We start from the raw sequence: 18,474 nt of genomic DNA on the forward strand, positions 1-18,474 counted from the left end.
ATTCAAACTTAGCTAATTTTGCTAGCTAACGTAGCTTTGCTTTTTAGCTTCCCTTTCCCGTTTTCAAACTCTTATCGCTACCGACAAATACCTGTGAAGATTCTACCCCCACATAAGATTAGTGGTGCTTTATTCGACATCATTCACGAGGCTCGGCAAGAACTCGTGTTGGTGTCGCCTTATGTTGACCTAACGCACTGGAAACAACTAGCCAGCGCTCTTACGGCCGCCCGCGACCGGGGAGTACGTATCACGTTCTATACCCGGCACGAGCCCAACAAACCAACCAGCAAGGAGCAGGTTGAGGCCTTAGGCATTACGCCCCAGCTCGTAGCTTGGCTGCACGCCAAGTTTTATTTCAACGAAACCAACGGTCTCATCACGTCGCTCAATCTGCTGGGCTCTTCCAACAGCAACTCGATAGAAATAGGCTCGCAGCTTGAAACCGCCGAGGAACTGGAGGTACTGCGTCATTTTGTGAAGCAGTACCTAGTGCCTCAAGAGTTAGGCAAGAAAGTGAGCGATGAGGATAAGTACCTCAACACGGCGGACTTCGGCCAGACCCTGTCAGACTACTTAGAAGAATTTGTGGATGACTCGTGCGAAGTGACCGGCGGTTCCGGCAAGAGCATATCCATCCAGGCATTGAGCAATTCTTTCACCGCTACTATTGATGGCCTCAAGTATCAGCTCGTGTTGGACGGCATCATTTCGGGCCGCGAAGCTGACCGATATAGTGCAAAGCGCGCAAAGCACTTCAAGTATGCGGCTTTGCGTTACGAATTGCAGCGCGGTGACAAAGGGTATTATGATATGATTTGTGCAACGCTTACCCAGCCGCTTTCAGCCTCAAGGTTCAATAAGCTAACTCCGGCCGAGAAAAAGCACCTTTGCACTGTCATTGCTGATTTTCTGACGGCGGTACGAGCGTTTAAAGACGACTACTAGCAACTCAGTACTCCGAGTCCTTAATGCTCCAATTGTCAAGGTCCTATTACTCATTCATCGTGCACGCATGGCATTTACTCGCCGCTTTGGCTTAGCCTTATCCGGTGGTGGCTATCGGGCGGCCGCCTTCCATTTAGGTACGCTCAATAAGCTGCACGAAATGGAGCGACTAGCCACTATTGACGTTATTTCCACTATTTCCGGTGGTTCTATCACCGGCGCGGCGTACTGCCTGCATCAGGGGGCTTTTGAGGACTTTCACGCTAAAATGACGGAGGCGTTGCTTCGCTGTAACGTAATCAGCCACGCGCTGAAGTCTTGGTCGTTTGTGCGGTTTTTGTTGGTAGTACTGGCTTTTGTCGTGCCGGGCGTGGCCTTGCTTTTTACGCGCTGGGCACCTTTGTCGCTGCTACCGTTACTCGGTTTGCTGCTCATTGTGCTTCGCTATCAGTTTCGCATTCTTCCGGTTAGCCAGGAGATAGAGCGGGCCTACGATGTATTTTTTTATCAGGGGCAGACACTGCAAGATTTACGTCCGACTCCCATTCTGGCAATTGGCACTTCGAATCTGCAAACAGGGCGGCCATTTACTTTTTCACGGGAGTGGATGGCTGACTCGACATACTCCTACTACCAGCCCCCGGTACACTTCAACGCGGCTAACTTCCCAGTGGCGCGCGCAGTAGCAGCTTCCTCCTGCGTTCCGTTTGCCTTCACCCCTATTACTATTGGCCCAAAATACTTTCGGGAACCAGCTGATGCTACCCGTGCCCACCCACAGCTCATCGACGGCGGGGTCTACGACAATCAGGGCATCCAAAAACTCACGCAGGCTAATAGCCGCTACGAGTGTAATACCATCATTGTATCGGATGCTGGGGCAGGTCTGAGCCCGTTGGGCGGCCGCCCTTATCCCAATACAATTGCCCTCTTGCTGCGCACGGTGGATTTATTTATGAACCGCATCAAGAATGCGCAGATGATGGCCAGCCTATTTCAGCGCGCAACGGAACACAGCAAATGTGTTGCTTATCTATCGCTGGGGTGGGAGCTTAAAAACAGTATTCCGGGCTTCATCGACAACTTAGCGCAGGGCAATATCCCACCAGCAGTAGTGGCGGCTAGGCAGCTGCGCGCTGAATGGGTTGCCAATCCGAAAGAGCACCGCCTCGCCCTCACAGAATACTTGGAGCAACAAGTGAATTACATTGAGTTAGCAGCTCGCGACCTTACCTCTGACGAATGGCAAGTTGTGTGTCAAGTCGCTACTAATCTGACACCACTAACATCTGCTCAGCTTAGCTTATTAACTCGCCACGCTGAAAACCTGACGGAGTTACAAGTCAAGCTATACTGGCCTTGAAATAGCTTAAGCTAAACTGCAAACAGAGCACTTTGAGGTGGTCCAGTTACGCTGGACAGTTTAGGGCACTAAATTGAAGAAGCTGTTGGTGAGTGTGATACGGCATCTGGTAGTCGATGCTGGAGTGTAGGCGTTCGTGATTGTAGTAGTCAAAATACTCGGCAACGCTGGCTTGGGCGTCGGCCAAGTCGGCAAAAACGGGTCGCTCGCGGACTTCGAGCACTTCGGTTTTGAGGCGCGACCAGAGGCTTTCGGCCTGGGCATTATCGTAGCAGTCGCCCCGGCGGCTCTGCGAGCGCAGCGCCTCGTGGTTGTGGAGCAGCTGTCGGTAGGCGTTGCCACAGTACTGCCCGCCCCGGTCGGAGTGGACTACGAGGTCCGGCGTGGGCGGCTGCGCCCAGAAAGCCCGTTGTAAGGCGCTAGTCACCAACTCTTCAGGCATGGTGGCCATTACCTGCCAGCCGACTACCTGCTTGCTGGCCATGTCTTGAAAAGCGCACAGGTAGGCCCAGTCGCCGTTAGCCAGCGGTAGATGGGTAATATCGCTGACCCAGACCCGGTTAGCCTGGGTAGGCTTGGGCTGGTCGAGCAGCCGGTTCGGCGCGCAGCGCAGCCCGTGGGTCGAGTCGGTGGTGCGCGGGGTAAAAGCCTTGGGTTGCAGCGCGTGCAGACCTCGGCGGCGCATGGCTGTGCGGAGCCGCTGCCGACCGACGCGGTAGCCCTGGCGGCGCAGTTCGGCGCGGAGCCGACGCGTACCATAGCAGCGTTTATGGACCCCAAATACCTTGACTAGTGCGGTTTCCCAAGCTGGCTCTGGCTTAGCTACTGCTTGCTGTTGAAGCTGTTGCCAAGCATAGTAGCCGCTGGCAGGTACCTGCACCAACTCGCAGAGCAGGCGCACGGGGTAGTGGTCCCGCTGCGCCTCGATAAAGCGGTAACGACTCATTGGTCCGGTGTCTGTGAGAAGATGGCAATGGCTTTTTTTAAAATATCTAGCTCCTGGGCCTGCCGCCGATTAGCCGCGCGTAGTTGGCGCAACTCGGCGGCCGTGGCGGGGTCAAGTTCTGCGCCTCGGGCGGCCGCCACGGGGGTAAGCGCTTCTTTCTGCCACTTATAAATTCGTTTGGGGTCGATGTTGAGGGCGCGCGCCGCGGCCTGGGTCGAGCGGCTTTCACTAGCCAGGCGTAATGCTTCGGCCCGGAAGGCGGCATCATAGCGCCGGCGTTTGGCAGGTGGAGGGCTGTCTTTCATGACATTCGAAAGTTAAGACCCTATTCTGTCCAGATTTACCCGACCACCTCACTTTTACCTAGACACCCTCGCGATTACCGCGCTACCGGCTCCTACCGTACGCACGCAGTCGAACCGGCCCATTGCCGTGTTACTCAGTGGCATGACCGCTAGTTCGGGGGAGATTGTCGCGATTAGTCTCCAAGGCCGCCCAGCCACCCGCTTTTTCGGCGAGCCGACCTACGGCGCGACTACGGCCAACACCAGCTACCCCATCCAGGGGAAATCGTACCTGACCCTAGCGGGTTCGGTCGATGCGGACCGAACCGGCCGCGTTTACCCGCTCCGCCTCCTACCGGATAATTTAATTACAGAAGGCGATAATTTTGCTGATTTACAGCAGGATGCCAAGGTATTGGCCGCACTGAACTGGCTGAAAACGGCCAAACCTAGTCGCAACAAAGACGCTGGCACAGCCAAGAAGAGCCACTAACCAGCTTTTACACGCTGCAAACGGTGGTGGCTGTTGCAGAACCCAGTCAAATACATCGCCTACTGCCACCATCAGCCGAATCAGCCCTAAAAACGAGCTTAGAAGCGGTTTTCTCACGCTTCTAAGCTAACCGAACCCTGGTCTATAGGGAGCCGGCAAGTTCTGCAACAGCCACGGTGAGTCACAACACGTAAAGCCATTGCTACGAAGAATACTCCCGAACCTTAACGTGCAATATTTTCCGTTTTCTGAGACGGACCTAACTAAACGTGAGTGAGTAAAAGGGCTGGTGAGGTTATAACCTGCGGACGGCTATAAACGAGGTCCCCGACGCGGGCGCGGCTCCTGTTCCGGCTCTTTGCCAGGCTCCTGCCCTATCGTCTGGGCCTTTTCCTTGAGCTGCTCCTTCAGTTGGTCGTTCCAATCGTTGGCCTTCGACTTCTCCAACTCGACCTTGGCCACCATAGGAAAAGCGTTGATAAGTGCCTGGTTGAAAGCAGACAGAGTTTCGAGGCGCTTGGGCACGTGGAATTGATAGCTGTGGTCACCCACCTTCGAGGCCTTAATCAGTTCAATATCAAGTGTGGGTCCAGAAGCAGCCTCCGGCCCCGCCACCTTGCGATAATTCTCCAGCACCTGCTGATTGTAGGCCTTAGCCTCGCGGTGCAGCCGGCTTACCGGCTCGTCCTGCACCGAGTGGATGGCCACGGTTATCAGGCCGGGCAAGGTGCGGACAATACCCATTGGGGTAGCTGGGCGCGCCAGGCCCACAATCATCCGGGTATCAAATAGATGCCCTTCCAAGTTGTTATCGAGCGCCAGCTTCACCGTTTTGAGGTTGTTATTCTCGACCAGGTGCTTTAGCTCCGTTACTTTATTATCGGTCAGCTGACCCGACGTGGAGGCGTAGAGCGCGTTGGTGGGCTGCTTCAGCTGGTAGTGCGAAAGCGCATCGATGGCACTTTCCGCTACCACGAGCGTCGTGGTTTTGCTGTTGGTGTTCGAGAGCCACAAGGCCGCCGAGTTGAGTGAGTCGGCGGCCTGGCCCTTGAACCCGTTGGCCTTGATTTCCAGCCCAACGATGCTATCCTGATAGAGCTGTGGGAACGCCGTATTGACAAACTTATACGGGCGACCGTCCTTGGTTTCGCCGGTGTGCACGTGGTTCAAGATACGGCCGGCAAACAGAGGGCTAGCCAGCGTCTCGGGACTCAGGCCCCGGTGCATGAGATAGGCTGTATCCGTGAGCGGGGTGGTCTTACGCAGGAAGTCCGGCACGTAGGCGTCGCCGCGCTGCACGGGTTCAATGCGCTGCTGCAACTGGTGGCTGGTACTGCGCTCCGCTGCCGGCAGATTCAGAAAGCGTTTAGCGTTTTCAATAACGCTGGCCCAGATATTCTTGCCTGGGGTGGCCATTACCCCGTCGATACGCGGGTTCTCGATGCGGTGCTTCAGAAAGTCGATGACACTGCCCTTGTCGCGGTCGTCGGCCCGGTTGAAATAGAGGTAGTCGCCAGCCGGATTCTTATAAATGATAACCTGGTCAAGACCGGGCTTGCCCTTGTAGTCGAACGTGTGAAACTTACCTTTTTCTATGTCCGAGCCACTTTTGGCGCGGTTGTGTTGGTAGCCAAGGGTAAGCACCAAATCAACCAGGTTGATATCCTTCTTTACCTGGTTGAAGTTGAGTTCTGGTTCGCGGGGCTGTTGCATGTGAAAGAGAGTTTATAAAAGAAAATCAGCCCCTGAAGTATCAGAGGCTGATTTTCTGGGCTATCCAGGCCGGTTACACGCCCACGCCACGCCGGCGTGCTGGCTGCTGTACCTGGGATTGGGTTTGCTCCTGCGCAACACGGGGCTGCGAGTCGCGGAACGTGAGTTTGCGGGCTAGTGGGTCCAGCTGCACCGTGGCATCGACCAGTTGCTGCTTGCTGTTGGTCATCCCCTGAATGCGGGTTGGGCGGCCTTCGAGCAGCTGCTTGCTCTGCTCGGCACTTAGCTTCACGCCGTGTACCTCGCGGGGTACGCTGATGCCTTCGCGGGGCACAGCCACCACGCGCTTCATTTCCTTATCAACCGCCAAGTAAGCGGCAAACGGCTGGCCCTGGCCATCTTTAAAGCCTTCGGACAGCGGCACGACGCCGTTGGCCTGCAACTGCACCTGCATGGCCGGCGTGATATCCTTACCCATTATCTGTTTGGGAATCTCCAGTTCGTATTTGGGCAAATCGACACGCAGACTAGCAACGCCCTGGGCATCGCGTTGCAGCACAAGTTTAGCTTCGAACGGAATGGCCACCCCGTCTGAGGTAGGGAGTACGAAAGGAATGAGGTCGGTCTTTTTTCCCTCTAGTAATCTTTGAAGCTGCCCCGACTTCTCCAAGTCTGCTACCTGTACTCCTACCCTAGCCAGTTCTTCAGCCGATACATCGGCCCGCTTGAACTGAGTTGTCGGCGCAACCTCCTGGGCGGCCTGCTGCACGGCAATCGGCTGCTGCGTTTGATACACTGTTTCAGCTGCGCTGAATCCTACGAGGCCCTTTTCCGTCACGCGCCAGCCGTCGGCCGTGCGCGCTAGCTGAGTCGGCGTCTCAACCGCTAGGAATGCCTTGCCTTGCTCCGGACGGCCGTTCAGGTGGTAGGCATTGTCCATGATATCCCGAAGCGAGTTGACTAGGCGCCCATCAGCCCCGGGGGCCGGCAACAGAATGGCGCGGTTGCTGTCTTGAGGGTCTACCCGAATTTGAAACATCGAGTAGTGCGCGGCTTGGGCCTGGAGCACCTGCTTGTTGAGATTACCGCTCGAATCGGGCGGGGCGGCTGCGTAGATAATTTCGGCTCGGCTCTGAGCCGGGGCGGGCGTCGGTACAGCCTGGCCAGTGGCCGGGGCCTGCTGCGCTACCTGAGCGGGAGCCGTAGGCGCTATCTGCTGCGCGGCACCCATCAAGGGCTTAAACACGTTGCCAGCGGTATCGGTCAGGGCCAACCTGCCTTTGGTAACCACTTCCCAGCCTTTCTCCGTCTGCTTCATCTGACCAGGCTCAGCTAGCCCGACATGGGCAATCTTGAGGCCCGATGTGGGCAACTGATAGTCAAAGAACTTACTCAGGCTGGAAATACCGTCGCCAATCAGCCGCTGCTGGTTTACCTGAGGATTGATGCCAAACTCCCCTTTGTCGCTCATGGCCACATTGAGCTGCGGGCTAGCGTCGTTCGACAACTTACGAGGCTCTAAAACGCCGGTTTCGGTCGAGGGTGCAAAGCTGGTGTAAGCCGGGTAAGCCTGGAATTTGGGAGCGGCCTCCTGCACAGATGCGACCGGTGTGGCCACTACTTGAGCGGCAGGCATGGGTGTGGGTATTGCTTGAGCAGTCGGCGCGGGCATGGCCATTGGCTGGGTGGCCGGGACTTCGACAAACTGAGCACCTGCCCCAACTGCGGGCGTGGCCTGGGCTACAGATGGCTTTGGCCCTACCGCGCTTACCTGCTGGGTGCGGCTGAAGTTGTCGGTAAAGTTGCTGACAAAGCTCACTACCACGCCATTGCGCACGGTGATGTTAAGCATGCCATCCTTATCTAGTTTGTTGCCTGCCCGGCGCATGTCTTTGGCCTCCGGCATGTTTTTCAATGCCGGATTTTGGTCGATGGTTTTGTACACGCTGGCCAGCAAGTCTTTTATCGACTCCTCTTTGGCGGGGGCCTGAATCTGCTCAGGGGCCGGCGCACGCTCCATCGACTTCGTTTGCAGGATGGCGTTGGCCACCAGTTCCAGCTTCTTAGCCTCCTCGGGGTTACCGGCCTTGCGCAGGGCCGCCGCTACCGGGAGCGCATTTCGGATGAATTCGTCGCGCTCATCGACTGCGATTTTGGCCTTAGCGGCCGGCCGGGTGGCGGGCTTCATCTGAGCGGGAGCCTGGGTGGCCTTAGCTGATTCCTGAACTAGCTCAGTATCAGTACGGGCCTTCTGGCTAGTGCGTGCAACCGGGAGTGGCGTTTCCTGCTCACTCCCGGTTTTTGGTTCGATATTTTCAGCCATAGTGCTATCAGTAAGTTGGTTGCGTTCTCACCCCAGATTTCCAGGGGCTACCAGAAACAAATATACCAAGCTCAAGCCTGAATTATCATTTTTCAATAATTAAACCTCTCGTTTCTCATTAGAGAATCATTGTGCAGACTACACGGTCAAACGCGATAATAGTTTATCAGTCTCAATGCCAAGCATTTGCTTGAATTCTTCAAGCTCAGACTCTACCAAATGCGCATCAATAGCTCTTGTGGTATCGCTTAGTGCCATCTTTGAAACCGTCGTGTTATCAGGCAGTATAATCCAACTGATATTGTAGCCGCGGTGGTGATAAAAATGGAGAATGGTTAGGCAGACTTCAATGCTACCCGAGAAGGTTTGCTCCAGACGGGCCACCACGTTGCGCGTGAGGCCGGTTTCCTCAGCCAAGCGCACTTGTGACCAAGCATCTTCCCCAGGGCAAGCCAGCTCGTCACGTAGCTGAGCGAGTCTCTTACCTATCTTTTCTCTGTTTATCATGCCTTCTTGGCTGGTTTACTTTTTACTAGATGCGTCAGCAGAGGGTCACGTTTAATCCGGTTCAATTCACTCACAACCATAGTGGCAATATCGGCCTTGATAGCGTTGTAGTTAGCGCGGATTATCTGTTCAGTTTCGTCCTCTTCTGTCGTCGAATTCGCAAAACTAGTTATGTCGGGGATAGGTTGGTAAGCCTCCTCTTCACGTTTTACTTTGGCTACGTCCACTAAAATCTTAGCGTGAAATACTTTCTGGTCTATTTCCTCCCCGAAATTATCCGCTACTGCCCCCACGAAAGTGCCCTGCGTGAGGCCCGAAATCTTACTGGCCGGAATCATGCTATCGAGCTGCGTCGAGATGCTGCTGCTCGTATCCTTGCTATTGATACTCAGTGACTGGCGTTTTTGCAAGATACGTCCAAACCGTTTGGATAGCGCCTCGGCACTCTCGCCAGTTACCTGGCCGGAAACTACGTTACCGAGCGTGTTTTGGATTACCGTCGATTCGGCTTTTCCATAGTCACGGTCAAGCTGCGATTTATCCTGAATTCCCAGGCACGTGCTCACCTTATTACTGCGGGCTGTGGCAATGAGCTTATCCAGCCCCTTGAAATAGATGGTGGGCAACTCGTCGATGATGATAGACGACTTGAGCTTATGCTTCTTATTGACCAGCTTCACGAGACGGGCATTGTATAGCCCTAGGGCAGCGCCGTAAATTACTTCCCGGTCGGGGTTGTTGCCTACGCACAGGACCTTCGGCTCGTCAGGATTGTTGATATCAAGCGTGAAGTCGTTACCCGACATCACCCAATAGAGCTGCGGGCTAGCCATGCGGCTAAGCGGAATACGGGCCGAGGCAATCTGGCCCTCTAGTTGCTCGCGGGCATCGCCGTCGAAGGCGTCAATGAAGGGCCGCACGTAGTTTTCAATTTCAGAGTAAGAGCCCAGAATAGGGAACATCTCCTCGTACTTGCGGCCCAGGAACTCAATCATATGCGGGAAGGTGCAGAACTTACCCCCCTCGTATATTTTCAGAAACCAGATGATGGCAGCCACAAAGTTGATGGGCGACTCGACGAAGAAATCGCCTTGCTTCTGAATCCACGTCTTGTTGAGGTTCAGCATGATGGTGGCGGCCGATTCGTAGGCATCGACAATATCCGTCATCATGGAGGGCAGCAGCGGGTTGCACCGGTGGCTCTTGGTCGGGTTGTCGAAATTGATGACGTAGAACTGCACCGGGGCGGCATACTTGTCCTCGTTCTTCAGCAGTTCGTTGTACACGATGGTGCTGAGGTCGGGAAACTTGAAGTCATACACGTACATCGAAAAGCCCTTATTGAGGTGCTGCTTGATGAATTGGTTGATGACCGCGAACGTCTTGCCTGAGCCAGGTGTACCGTAGACCACGGTGCCCCGAAATGGGTTGACTATGTTCACCCAACCCTTGCGTTGCTTCTTTTGGAGTTGGTAGCTGGTGGGTAGGTTCACCGAGTACTCGTTCTCCATCTTGCGCTCTTCCTGCGGGAACGTCTCATTTTCCAGGTTGAAAATGTCGCCCATCAGGTTCACTTTCAGCATTCGACTTAGTAAGTTGCCGGCGCGCAGTAGCAGCAGAAACCCAAGGGCCGTAGTGCCAGCATACAGCGCCGCCACCACTACTGGTGCATAAGAAAGCGTGAGTAGGAACCCATTGCCGAAAAACACGCCGGCACCAAGCACGAGGTACGCTAGGATGGGCGGCCACGTCTGCGACTCGCTGAGCTTGCCCCGCGTGCCGAAGCAGGACAGGGCCAGAAAGGTTGCCGCCGCTCCCTTGGTTATGTAAGGAGCATAGAACAGGGCCGTTTTCGTACTGAACCGGGTTAGGATACTACTTAGCCAAGCAGTTGTAAGGTGCTGCTGGGCGAAATACCCATAGCAGTAGTAGTAAAGGTGCAGCAGCACCAGAACGACGCTAATCAGGCGCATAAAGTCCATGATTTTGCGCATTGCGCGTTCATCTTCCATTAATGTTGGGCTGGGGATATGGTGGGAGTATGGTTGATTGCCTTCTAAACTGCCTTGTTGGCACTCTGAGGCCCGTTTTCCTTGGTGATTGGCGGCCTACACTCGGCGGCGGCGACGCTTCTTCGACGTGTTTTCGTTCTGCTCGGCATCATCAGTACCGCCGCCCTGGCCACCCTCCTCTTCAAAGCTGAGCAGCGGCCCGGCCTGACTAGCGCTTGGCGTCACTGCTGAAGCGTTGTGAGTGGGGCCAGTTGCACCGGACTGCACGTGGTCAGCCGTGCGCAGAGCCTCGCGGCCGAAAGGACTGAAATGGTCGCGCAGCTGCTTAGCCTTTATCCCGACTTCGGTTCCCTTCACGCTGACTTCCTGGTAGCGAAAGCTGCTACCCACCAGCACGCCCTTCGCATCGCGTTTCAACGTGGCCTCAATCTCCTTTTCCCTCAGGTGAGCTAGTAGCTTTTCGAGGGAGTTGATGCGCGGGTCGGCCAACGCGGCGGTGAGCACCTCACGCACGTAGCCGCGGGTCACCTGCTTGCTGGGGTCAAGGTCGTTTGTGGTGTGCCGGCGCTCGGGCAGTGGCTGCAACCCTAGCTGCTCCCGAATCTTCAGCGTGGCCTTCACATTACGGGCGTAGTTCTGGCTCGTGTCGAGCGCAGGTCCGCCGTCCATGGGCACGCGATTGATATAGATGTGCACATGGGGATGCTCCTTATCCTTATGCTCATAAACCGCTACTTGGTGTCGCTCTAGGCTCGCTCCCATCAGTTCGCAGTAGAGGGCTGCCGCCTTCAGCTTTTGCTCGCGGCTAACCTGCTCACCCGGGGCCCACGACAAAACCGTATGCCAAACCGGCTGCTGAATCCGGCTACTCATGCTGGCCACCGCTTGCATCTCGGCTGCAATTTGGTGCGCGTCTTGGCTACCAATATTAGCCACGCTCAGCAACTCTGATTGCTTGTTGGTACGGTCGGAACGCAGGCCTGCTCCGTACTCCAGGGCACCCGTAAAATCATTTCCGGTAACGGTCTTGGCTATCATCGAAGGGTCTCTAGTAAGCGGTTCACTAATTCATTCAGCGCCTCAATGCCGACGCCAGGCAACTTGCCAGCGTTAGCCAGCTTCGTGAGTTGATTCAGGTTATTACCTGCCCCACCCAGCTGCCGGCGTAGCTCAATGGGCACCCGTTCCACTACCGGTTTATCGAGTACTGCCCGGCGACAGTACTCTGAGAAGTTGAGGCCTGCCTTCTCGGCTTTAGCCTCAATCTTGCTTACTTCATCGGGGGTAGCGCGGAAGCGTTTCACTACTTCCCTATTCACTTTCGCCGGCTGCGGCTGCGCTTCTTTCTCTTCCATAACGGGCGGGGTCTGGGGTTTCCCCAGCAAGACAAGGAGAAATAGCTTGCGTCAATTTCTCCGTTGACTTTGTGCGCGCAAACTGAAGGTTTGTGGCCACAAAGTCATGGCTTGCTGGATACGTTAAGGGCATTTTGGCGAGCTGGTAAAGCACATTCCTCTACACTGGAATCGGCCCTACAAAACGACTCCACAAGCGAGTGTTTTTTATCAATCTATCAGAACTGTTACGTAACAGTTCTGATAGATTGATAAAAAACATGTTTGATAGTTATAAAACTTCGCAGTTCGATAGAAAACTTGTTTTTTAGTTTTTGAACTTGATGATATGTTTGATAAGAAACATGCTTCGTGCTTTTGTAGGTGTGTAGTCTGATAGTTTTTCAAGTTGTTTCTTGGGTAGTTTTACTCATACCCGACTAACAAATATAACAATCTGTTAAAATCATTTTTAAATCTTTGTTCTCGTAACTGTTGCTTTTTGAATCAATCAAACTAGTTTTGTAACAGTGAGAGAGTGCAAGGATTTCTTCGACCAGTTCCAGCAGTCCCAGTTTTCCAATCTTTCATAATCCCAAAGCCTCGTTCACATGAGCACCACCAAGTACATCTCCATCTCTTCCCAGAAGGGGGGCGTTGGTAAGACCACCATCAACATCCTGGCGGCTTCGGCCTTCCACTTCCTGGCTAAGCAGAAAGTGGCCGTCATCGACTGTGACTATCCCCAGCACTCGCTAAAAAACCTACGGGATAAGGAGTTAGAGCTATTAACCAGCAGCCCTGAGAAGGCCGCTGAGTTCATGGCCATGGGCCAGCAAGCCTATCCAATCGAGTCTTGCCAAGTTAAAGACGCCCTAGGTGTAGCCAAAGGGATGGACGGGGAGTTTGACCTAGTATTCATCGATACGCCCGGCACTATCAACATTGATGGCATCCTGGAACTGTGGAAGCAGCTGGATTACATATTCATGCCCCTGGAATCCGACCGCCTGAGCGTTGAGGCCACTATTACCTACGCCCACATGCTGGAGCACTTCGTGAAGGGCAAACCGGATAGCCGCTTGAAGGAGTGCTATGCCTTCTGGAACAAGCACATAAAGAGCGAGAAGCAGGATTTCTACGAGCGCACCGAGGCATATTTTGCTGAGGAAGGAATCCCCTTTCTAAAAAGTCGGCTGGAGCATAGTGTGAACTACAAGAAGGACGCTATGCGCTCGACCATGTTCCCGTTGGGTAAAGAGTTTCAACGCTTGGGTATCAGCGGATTAATTAAAGAAATGGCAGATACAATCTACGGGGCCGCACCTGCTCAACCGCTTGACGCAGTGGCAGCTAAAGGAGATAACTAAGCCTTTTAATCTGCTCGCATCATGTCTAAGAAGAACCCCACCGCGCCTGCTGTTGACCTCGCCAACGCAATGAACTTCGTCGCTACTCGCAATACTGCACCACCCGTCGCCCCGGCGCCTGCCTCAGCCGCAGCACCCGAGTCTACCCCCACTGTAGTCGCCGAGCCTACGCCCGTTGCGGCCATCGAACCTACGCCCAGCCCAACGCCAGCTACTGTCCCTTCCCCAGAGCCGGAGCCGGCAGTTGACAGTCAATCAACTACAGGGAAAAAAGAATCTGCCCCGACCGAATCGTTTGATTACGCCGGCGTCTTCCTAAAGCCTGTTCGCTCCCGCAAAACCAAGGCTATCTACGTGGACGAGGACCTACACACGGCCTTGTCCACACTGACCCAGGCTGGTGGTATCGGCCTGGCCGACTTGCTCATCAATATTGCCAATCACCACTTCGACACGTATCGCCTGGCCATTCGCCAGTTTTTGAACGACCAAGAGAAGCTTAAGAAAAAGAAGCTACCCTACTAACCTCCCCTCTTTTAAGGACTTCATTTTCACACGCTTAAAATGAGCGTGTTAGCTACTGCTTTGTCCTTTTCCAACCATCCTTAACCAGCAACGAATATGTTTAAAGCTATCTCGTGGGGCCAGTTTACCGGTGTCTTACTCCTGGGGCTGATACTCTATTACGCTTACATAGGGCTGACCTACTACCGCGCTGAACTGCTGGGTCTGGCCAAGGGTAGGGGCAAGGCTGCGGATGATGCCCCGGCGCCAGTTCGGCCTTTGTCATCGCTCATCGGCAAAGGTCCACTTATCGCTAAACCCGCGCTTACGCCACCAGCTACCCCGCCTGAATTGCCGGCAACCAATGCGACTGTGACCAAATCATCGGAAGCAGCAGGGGAGGAGCTGGATGAGGAATTGGAAACCGACGAAGAGCAAGACGACCTTGGAGCCGATGAGGTAGACCAAGAGCTAGGTGACTTACCAGCCCTAGACCTTCCTACGGCTGATGACTCAAATAACTTTATTGATGGAAATTCAATCGAAAGTGTTTCATTTGATGCAAAAGCAATTAATTTTACTCGGCCAAACGGTACCAACTCGTTCCAGGATACCGAAATCGGAGTGGAATCCGCACCTGAGGAGTACGACCCTAGCCAAACCATAGGCATTGCCCAGCTTGGCAACTACTTCGAGCGGGCTGCTGAGGGTCAGTTCACTCAAGATGATATAGTCGAGCAAGCACCTGTTATGCAAAACACCAATCTGCTAATGGCCTTCTTCCAAGCCAGCAGTAAGAGCGCCCAGCGGACTACTGCGCACCTCTACGCTGGAATCGAAGAACCTGAACTTGACTAAACGATTTAGTAGCTTTTCACTTCATTTTTTTTCGCTCATTCCATTCCTCAACTTTTCCCCAAGCCATGTTAAGCAACCTCACCAGCCGCGCTACCAAGCGCCTGAACAAAGCCCTCAGCACCGGCCTGCTCGTGCTGGGTACCACTAGTGCCGCCCTGGCCCAGGGTGGCCTCAATGCCGGCAAGCAGGGCATCCAGGATGCTACCACTGCCATTGCCGGTTACTTCGACCCAGCTACCCTACTCATCTACGCCATCGCGGCCATCGTGGGCCTCGTAGGTGCCATTAAGGTGTTCAGCAAGTGGAACTCGGGTGACCAGGACACCCAGAAGTCAGCTATGAGCTGGTTCGGTAGCTGCATCTTCCTGGTGGTCGTGGCCACGGTGCTGCGCGCTTTCTTCTTGTAAGTCGATGGGCCACTACCCACTGAACAAGGGCATTAACAAGCCTATCGAACTCAAGGGGCTAGTGGGCTCGCGCTACATCTTCATGTTGGTTGCCGGCCTCGGCGGTGTGTTTTTGGGCTTCATCGTCCTGCGCATCGTCGGGGCCAACACGTACCTCTCGGTAGCGCTGGCCCTAGGTGGCGGCTTCGCCTGGGTAACGCGGGTATTTGCACTTAGTGCCAAATACGGCGAGCACGGCGCCATGAAGCTACGCGCCAAGGGTCGCCAGCCCCAACGAATTGTAAGTCGTAATGCTCGCCTTTTCAAAGATTTAAAGCAGTCATGAGCAATCTCCTTCTCAACTCGGCTACGCTGGAAAGCAAGCAGCCCATCTACAAGGTGGAGAGCAACTGCCTCATCAGCAAGAATGCCGACATCACGGTGGGCTACCGCTTGGAATTGCCCGAAATCTTCACGCTTTCGGCCGGCAACTACGAGTCGCTGCATTCCGCTTTCAGCAAGGGGGTCCGCATTCTGCCCAACCACACGGTGGTGCACAAGCAGGACTGGTTTGTGGAGGATAAGTACACGCCGGAGTTCGGGGAGGGCGATACCATGCTCTCGCACGCTTACAACCTCCACTTTTACGAGCGGCCGTTTCTCAACCACCACTGCTACCTCTACCTCACCAAAACGTCCTCGGCCCGCGACTCGTGGAACAGCATGAGCACCATGCTCTCCCGGTCCAGCATCGTGCCCAAGGACATGATGAAAGACGAGGTGCTGAACGAGTTCTTCACTGCCGTAGGTCAATTTGTACGGGTGCTCTCCGATGCCGGCATTACCCTTACCCAGCTGACGGATGATGAGATTTGCGGCACCGAAGCGAGGACGGGCATTCTGGAAAAGTACCTGTCGCTCGACCTGCGCGACAAGTCGCCGGCGGTTGACATCGACTTCACCAATGGCCTGAAAGTGGGCCCTAGGGCGTGCAGCTGCTTCTCGCTTGGCCGACTCGATGACCTGCCCTCCGCGCTGCAAACGGAGGGTAAGTACGGGCCCCTGAGCAAGGATAACTCGCCGTTCTACGTGGGCTTCGCGGCCCCGCTGGCCCTGCTACTGCCCGTCAATCACATCTACAACCAGTACGTGTTCGTGGATGACCACAAAAAGGCCATTAAGAAATTTGAGAAGAAGCGCGACAACATGAACTCGCTCTCGGGCACCTCCCGCGAGAATGCCATCAACAAAGAGTTCTACGACCGCTACCTGAACGAAGCCATCTCCGATGAGAAGCTAATCGTGCGGGCGCACGCCAACGTGCTGGCCTGGACCGAGAATCCTCACGAGGAAAAGGCCCTGCGCGAGGCGGTGGGCTCGGCCATCAACTCGCTCAACTGCGCAGCCCGGCAAAACACGGTTGATATCGGGGCGCTGTACTGGGCGGGCATCCCGGGCAATGCCGGCGACTTCCCCGGCGAGGAAAGCTTCTACACGTTCGAGGATGCCGCCACCTGCCTGTGGAACGTGGAAACCAACTATCGCGATTCCTCCAGCCCGTTCGGCATCAAGCTCAGCGACCGCATCAGCGGCAAGCCCGTGCACGTGGACTTGTCGGACGAGCCCATGAAGCAGGGCATTATCAAAAACCGCAACAAGTTCGTGCTGGGGCCGTCCGGCTCGGGCAAGTCGTTTTTCACCAACGGCATGGTGCGCCAGTACCATGAGCAAGGGGCGCATGTGCTGCTCGTGGATACCGGCAACAGCTATAAGGGGCTGTGCGAGCTGAAAGGCGGGGTATACTTCACCTACGAGGAAGCCAAGCCCATCAGCTTCAATCCATTCTACGTGGAGGGGCGGCCCGACGTGGAGAAGCGTAAAAGCCTGCACACCCTGATTCTGACGCTTTGGAAGCTGGCCGATGAGAAAGTCACCCAGTCGGAATCGGTATCCATCTCGAATGCCATCGCCCAGTACTACCAGCTGCTGGAAAAGGACACGAGCCTCAAGGCCAGCTTCAACACGTTCTACGAATTCCTGAGCGGTCCCTACCGTACCCACCTCGATACCGAGAAGGTACGGGAGAAGGACTTCGACATTCACAACTTCCTCTATGTGCTCGCGCCCTACTATAGGGGAGGAGAGTACGACTACCTGCTCAACTCAGAAAAGCAGCTCAACCTTACCAGGGAGTCATTCATTGTCTTTGAGTTGGATAACATCAAAGACCACCCGATTCTTTTTCCGGTGGTGACCCTCATCATCATGGACACCTTCCTACAGAAGATGCGCCAGCTCGACGGGGTGCGCAAGATGATTCTAATTGAGGAGGCGTGGAAAGCGCTGGCCACGGCCAACATGGCCGAGTACATCAAGTACCTGTTTAAAACCGTCCGCAAGTTCTTCGGGGAAGCTATCGTCGTGACTCAGGAGATTGAAGACATCATCGGCAATCCGATTGTGAAGGACACCATCATTAATAACTCGCATTGCAAAATCATGCTGGATATGAATGACTTCCTGAGCCGTTTCGATGATATTCAGCGCATGATGAGCCTCTCCGACAAGGAGAAAGACCTAGTGCTTTCCATCAACCGCAACAACCGCCCTGGCGCCAAATACAACGAGGTATTCATCACCCTGGGGGGACGGGTATCGAAGGTATATGGCGTCGAAGTGTCGAAGGAAGAATACGTGACGTACACCACCGAGCAGACCGAAAAAATGCAGCTGTTCAAGAAAGTGAACGACGGCATGGACATTTCTTCGGCAATCCAGGCCTACGCTGACGAGCTGCGCGCCGCCTAGCTTCCTTTTCCCCACCTCATTATGAAAGCATGCAACCTCTTCCTACTCGCCGGCCTGGCCACGCTGGCCACCAGCTGCGGGCAGGATGCCGCCTCGAAAAAGCTGGCTGATGATACCGAAGCCCGGGTAGTGGCCAGCATTAAGCAAGTGCTGGTGCAGGGCCCCGCCCAGGGCGACTTCACGAGCCAAGTGCACACTTGGTATCAGAGCGAAGTCCCCAACATCATCAAGCTCGACCCAAGCGCCGCGGCGGTCTACGAGAACCACGCTACTATTCTGAAGGAGGTGGCCACGAATGAGACTAAGCTGGCAAGTGACCCCATTCTGACGCCCGAGCAGGGCCAGGGGGTGCGGGCCACCTACCAAAAGCTGGTTGATAAGAGCACCACCAATGTGCAGCAACTGACCAACCTAGCCAGCAGCAAAACCACCATGAGCGAGGCCGAGCAGCGGCAGTTCGTGGCCGGCCTAGCAACTAAGGAAAACCACCAGCTCCAACTGGTACAGTACTTCAGTAAGCGCACGGCGGCCACCATCGACCAGAAGACGCGGCAGAAAAAGTCGCGGGAGTACAATCAGAAAGTGTGGGGCCACGAATAGCCCCACCCGAGTCTAACTAACCCCC

Annotated in this window: 18 protein-coding genes; 10 read left to right on the forward strand and 8 right to left on the reverse strand. The window is 54.9% G+C overall.

All coding sequences use genetic code 11. The annotated features are described in order from the left end of the window. Positions 1-93 precede the first annotated feature (93 nt). Positions 94-948: a phospholipase D-like domain-containing protein gene (locus LC531_RS22320; RefSeq protein ID WP_223654489.1), complete on the forward strand. Its 855-nt coding sequence runs from the start codon at positions 94-96 to the stop codon at positions 946-948. Positions 949-1,015: 67 nt separating this feature from the next. Further along, a complete protein-coding gene (locus tag LC531_RS22325) occupies positions 1,016-2,311 on the forward strand; it encodes a patatin-like phospholipase family protein (RefSeq protein WP_223654490.1) in 1,296 nt (431 codons plus the stop codon). A gap of 46 nt (positions 2,312-2,357) precedes the next feature. Here the strand turns inward: LC531_RS22325 and LC531_RS22330 are convergent, their stop codons facing one another. Further along, positions 2,358-3,257, reverse strand: a complete 900-nt coding sequence (locus LC531_RS22330; protein WP_223654473.1) for an IS3 family transposase — start codon at positions 3,255-3,257, stop codon at positions 2,358-2,360. Beyond that, positions 3,254-3,562: a transposase gene (locus LC531_RS22335; RefSeq protein WP_223654475.1), complete on the reverse strand. Its 309-nt coding sequence runs from the start codon at positions 3,560-3,562 to the stop codon at positions 3,254-3,256. Before LC531_RS22335 ends, LC531_RS22330 begins: the two co-directional genes overlap by 4 nt. Positions 3,563-3,635: 73 nt before the next feature. Here LC531_RS22335 and LC531_RS22340 point away from each other — a divergent pair, with 73 nt between their 5' ends. After that, positions 3,636-4,034 carry a S41 family peptidase gene (locus LC531_RS22340; protein ID WP_223654537.1) on the forward strand — a complete coding sequence of 133 codons (399 nt, stop codon included), beginning with the start codon at positions 3,636-3,638 and terminating at the stop codon, positions 4,032-4,034. A gap of 312 nt (positions 4,035-4,346) precedes the next feature. On the opposite strand, the gene LC531_RS22345 is transcribed toward LC531_RS22340, so the two are convergent. From LC531_RS22345 to LC531_RS22370, 6 genes are all read right to left on the reverse strand, one after another. Next, positions 4,347-5,747 carry a toprim domain-containing protein gene (locus LC531_RS22345; RefSeq protein WP_223654494.1) on the reverse strand — a complete coding sequence of 467 codons (1,401 nt, stop codon included), beginning with the start codon at positions 5,745-5,747 and terminating at the stop codon, positions 4,347-4,349. A gap of 73 nt (positions 5,748-5,820) precedes the next feature. Further along, complete coding sequence (locus tag LC531_RS22350) at positions 5,821-7,935, reverse strand: DUF3945 domain-containing protein (protein ID WP_223654499.1); 2,115 nt, start codon at positions 7,933-7,935, stop codon at positions 5,821-5,823. 273 nt (positions 7,936-8,208) lie between these two features. Continuing rightward, positions 8,209-8,577 (reverse strand): hypothetical protein, encoded by a 369-nt coding sequence (locus LC531_RS22355; protein ID WP_223654501.1) that lies wholly within the window; start codon positions 8,575-8,577, stop codon positions 8,209-8,211. Further along, positions 8,574-10,589 carry a conjugal transfer protein MobC gene (gene mobC / locus LC531_RS22360; protein ID WP_223654503.1) on the reverse strand — a complete coding sequence of 672 codons (2,016 nt, stop codon included), beginning with the start codon at positions 10,587-10,589 and terminating at the stop codon, positions 8,574-8,576. The genes LC531_RS22355 and mobC overlap by 4 nt, the downstream gene beginning before the upstream one ends. Positions 10,590-10,685: 96 nt before the next feature. After that, positions 10,686-11,627, reverse strand: coding sequence for a relaxase/mobilization nuclease domain-containing protein (locus tag LC531_RS22365; RefSeq protein ID WP_223654505.1), 942 nt, complete (start codon positions 11,625-11,627; stop codon positions 10,686-10,688). After that, positions 11,624-11,944 carry a MobC family plasmid mobilization relaxosome protein gene (locus LC531_RS22370; RefSeq protein WP_223654507.1) on the reverse strand — a complete coding sequence of 107 codons (321 nt, stop codon included), beginning with the start codon at positions 11,942-11,944 and terminating at the stop codon, positions 11,624-11,626. The genes LC531_RS22365 and LC531_RS22370 overlap by 4 nt, the downstream gene beginning before the upstream one ends. A 590-nt stretch (positions 11,945-12,534) precedes the next feature. Here LC531_RS22370 and LC531_RS22375 point away from each other — a divergent pair. The 7 genes from LC531_RS22375 to LC531_RS22405 all read left to right on the forward strand — a co-directional run bounded on the left by LC531_RS22375 (position 12,535) and on the right by LC531_RS22405 (position 18,449). Next, positions 12,535-13,293 (forward strand): ParA family protein, encoded by a 759-nt coding sequence (locus tag LC531_RS22375; RefSeq protein WP_223654509.1) that lies wholly within the window; start codon positions 12,535-12,537, stop codon positions 13,291-13,293. A gap of 69 nt (positions 13,294-13,362) precedes the next feature. Next, complete coding sequence (locus LC531_RS22380; protein WP_223654538.1) at positions 13,363-13,818, forward strand: DUF3408 domain-containing protein; 456 nt, start codon at positions 13,363-13,365, stop codon at positions 13,816-13,818. 96 nt (positions 13,819-13,914) lie between these two features. Then, a complete protein-coding gene (locus tag LC531_RS22385; RefSeq protein WP_223654511.1) occupies positions 13,915-14,655 on the forward strand; it encodes a hypothetical protein in 741 nt (246 codons plus the stop codon). 65 nt (positions 14,656-14,720) lie between these two features. After that, a complete protein-coding gene (locus tag LC531_RS22390) occupies positions 14,721-15,062 on the forward strand; it encodes a DUF4134 domain-containing protein (RefSeq protein ID WP_223654513.1) in 342 nt (113 codons plus the stop codon). A gap of 4 nt (positions 15,063-15,066) precedes the next feature. After that, on the forward strand, positions 15,067-15,387 hold the full coding sequence (locus LC531_RS22395; protein ID WP_140469313.1) for a DUF4133 domain-containing protein: 321 nt from the start codon (positions 15,067-15,069) through the stop codon (positions 15,385-15,387). Beyond that, complete coding sequence (locus LC531_RS22400; protein ID WP_223654514.1) at positions 15,384-17,849, forward strand: TraG family conjugative transposon ATPase; 2,466 nt, start codon at positions 15,384-15,386, stop codon at positions 17,847-17,849. Before LC531_RS22395 ends, LC531_RS22400 begins: the two co-directional genes overlap by 4 nt. A 21-nt stretch (positions 17,850-17,870) precedes the next feature. Beyond that, positions 17,871-18,449, forward strand: coding sequence for a hypothetical protein (locus tag LC531_RS22405; RefSeq protein WP_223654516.1), 579 nt, complete (start codon positions 17,871-17,873; stop codon positions 18,447-18,449). Positions 18,450-18,474 lie beyond the last annotated feature (25 nt).

The sequence above is a fragment of the Hymenobacter psoromatis genome, from assembly GCF_020012125.1.
GTDB classification, from domain to species: domain Bacteria; phylum Bacteroidota; class Bacteroidia; order Cytophagales; family Hymenobacteraceae; genus Hymenobacter; species Hymenobacter psoromatis.

Excerpts from the sequence above, each read along its gene's own strand:
- LC531_RS22325 (WP_223654490.1), top strand. The coding sequence starts at position 1,016 with ATGGCATTTACTCGCCGCTTTGGCTTAGCCTTATCCGGTGGTGGCTAT.
- LC531_RS22330 (WP_223654473.1), bottom strand. The coding sequence starts at position 3,257 with ATGAGTCGTTACCGCTTTATCGAGGCGCAGCGGGACCACTACCCCGTG.
- LC531_RS22335 (WP_223654475.1), bottom strand. The coding sequence starts at position 3,562 with ATGAAAGACAGCCCTCCACCTGCCAAACGCCGGCGCTATGATGCCGCC.
- LC531_RS22345 (WP_223654494.1), bottom strand. The coding sequence starts at position 5,747 with ATGCAACAGCCCCGCGAACCAGAACTCAACTTCAACCAGGTAAAGAAG.
- LC531_RS22350 (WP_223654499.1), bottom strand. The coding sequence starts at position 7,935 with ATGAAGCCCGCCACCCGGCCGGCCGCTAAGGCCAAAATCGCAGTCGAT.
- LC531_RS22355 (WP_223654501.1), bottom strand. The coding sequence starts at position 8,577 with ATGATAAACAGAGAAAAGATAGGTAAGAGACTCGCTCAGCTACGTGAC.
- mobC (WP_223654503.1), bottom strand. The coding sequence starts at position 10,589 with ATGGAAGATGAACGCGCAATGCGCAAAATCATGGACTTTATGCGCCTG.
- LC531_RS22365 (WP_223654505.1), bottom strand. The coding sequence starts at position 11,627 with ATGATAGCCAAGACCGTTACCGGAAATGATTTTACGGGTGCCCTGGAG.
- LC531_RS22370 (WP_223654507.1), bottom strand. The coding sequence starts at position 11,944 with ATGGAAGAGAAAGAAGCGCAGCCGCAGCCGGCGAAAGTGAATAGGGAA.
- LC531_RS22375 (WP_223654509.1), top strand. The coding sequence starts at position 12,535 with ATGAGCACCACCAAGTACATCTCCATCTCTTCCCAGAAGGGGGGCGTT.
- LC531_RS22380 (WP_223654538.1), top strand. The coding sequence starts at position 13,363 with ATGAACTTCGTCGCTACTCGCAATACTGCACCACCCGTCGCCCCGGCG.
- LC531_RS22385 (WP_223654511.1), top strand. The coding sequence starts at position 13,915 with ATGTTTAAAGCTATCTCGTGGGGCCAGTTTACCGGTGTCTTACTCCTG.
- LC531_RS22390 (WP_223654513.1), top strand. The coding sequence starts at position 14,721 with ATGTTAAGCAACCTCACCAGCCGCGCTACCAAGCGCCTGAACAAAGCC.
- LC531_RS22395 (WP_140469313.1), top strand. The coding sequence starts at position 15,067 with ATGGGCCACTACCCACTGAACAAGGGCATTAACAAGCCTATCGAACTC.
- LC531_RS22400 (WP_223654514.1), top strand. The coding sequence starts at position 15,384 with ATGAGCAATCTCCTTCTCAACTCGGCTACGCTGGAAAGCAAGCAGCCC.
- LC531_RS22405 (WP_223654516.1), top strand. The coding sequence starts at position 17,871 with ATGAAAGCATGCAACCTCTTCCTACTCGCCGGCCTGGCCACGCTGGCC.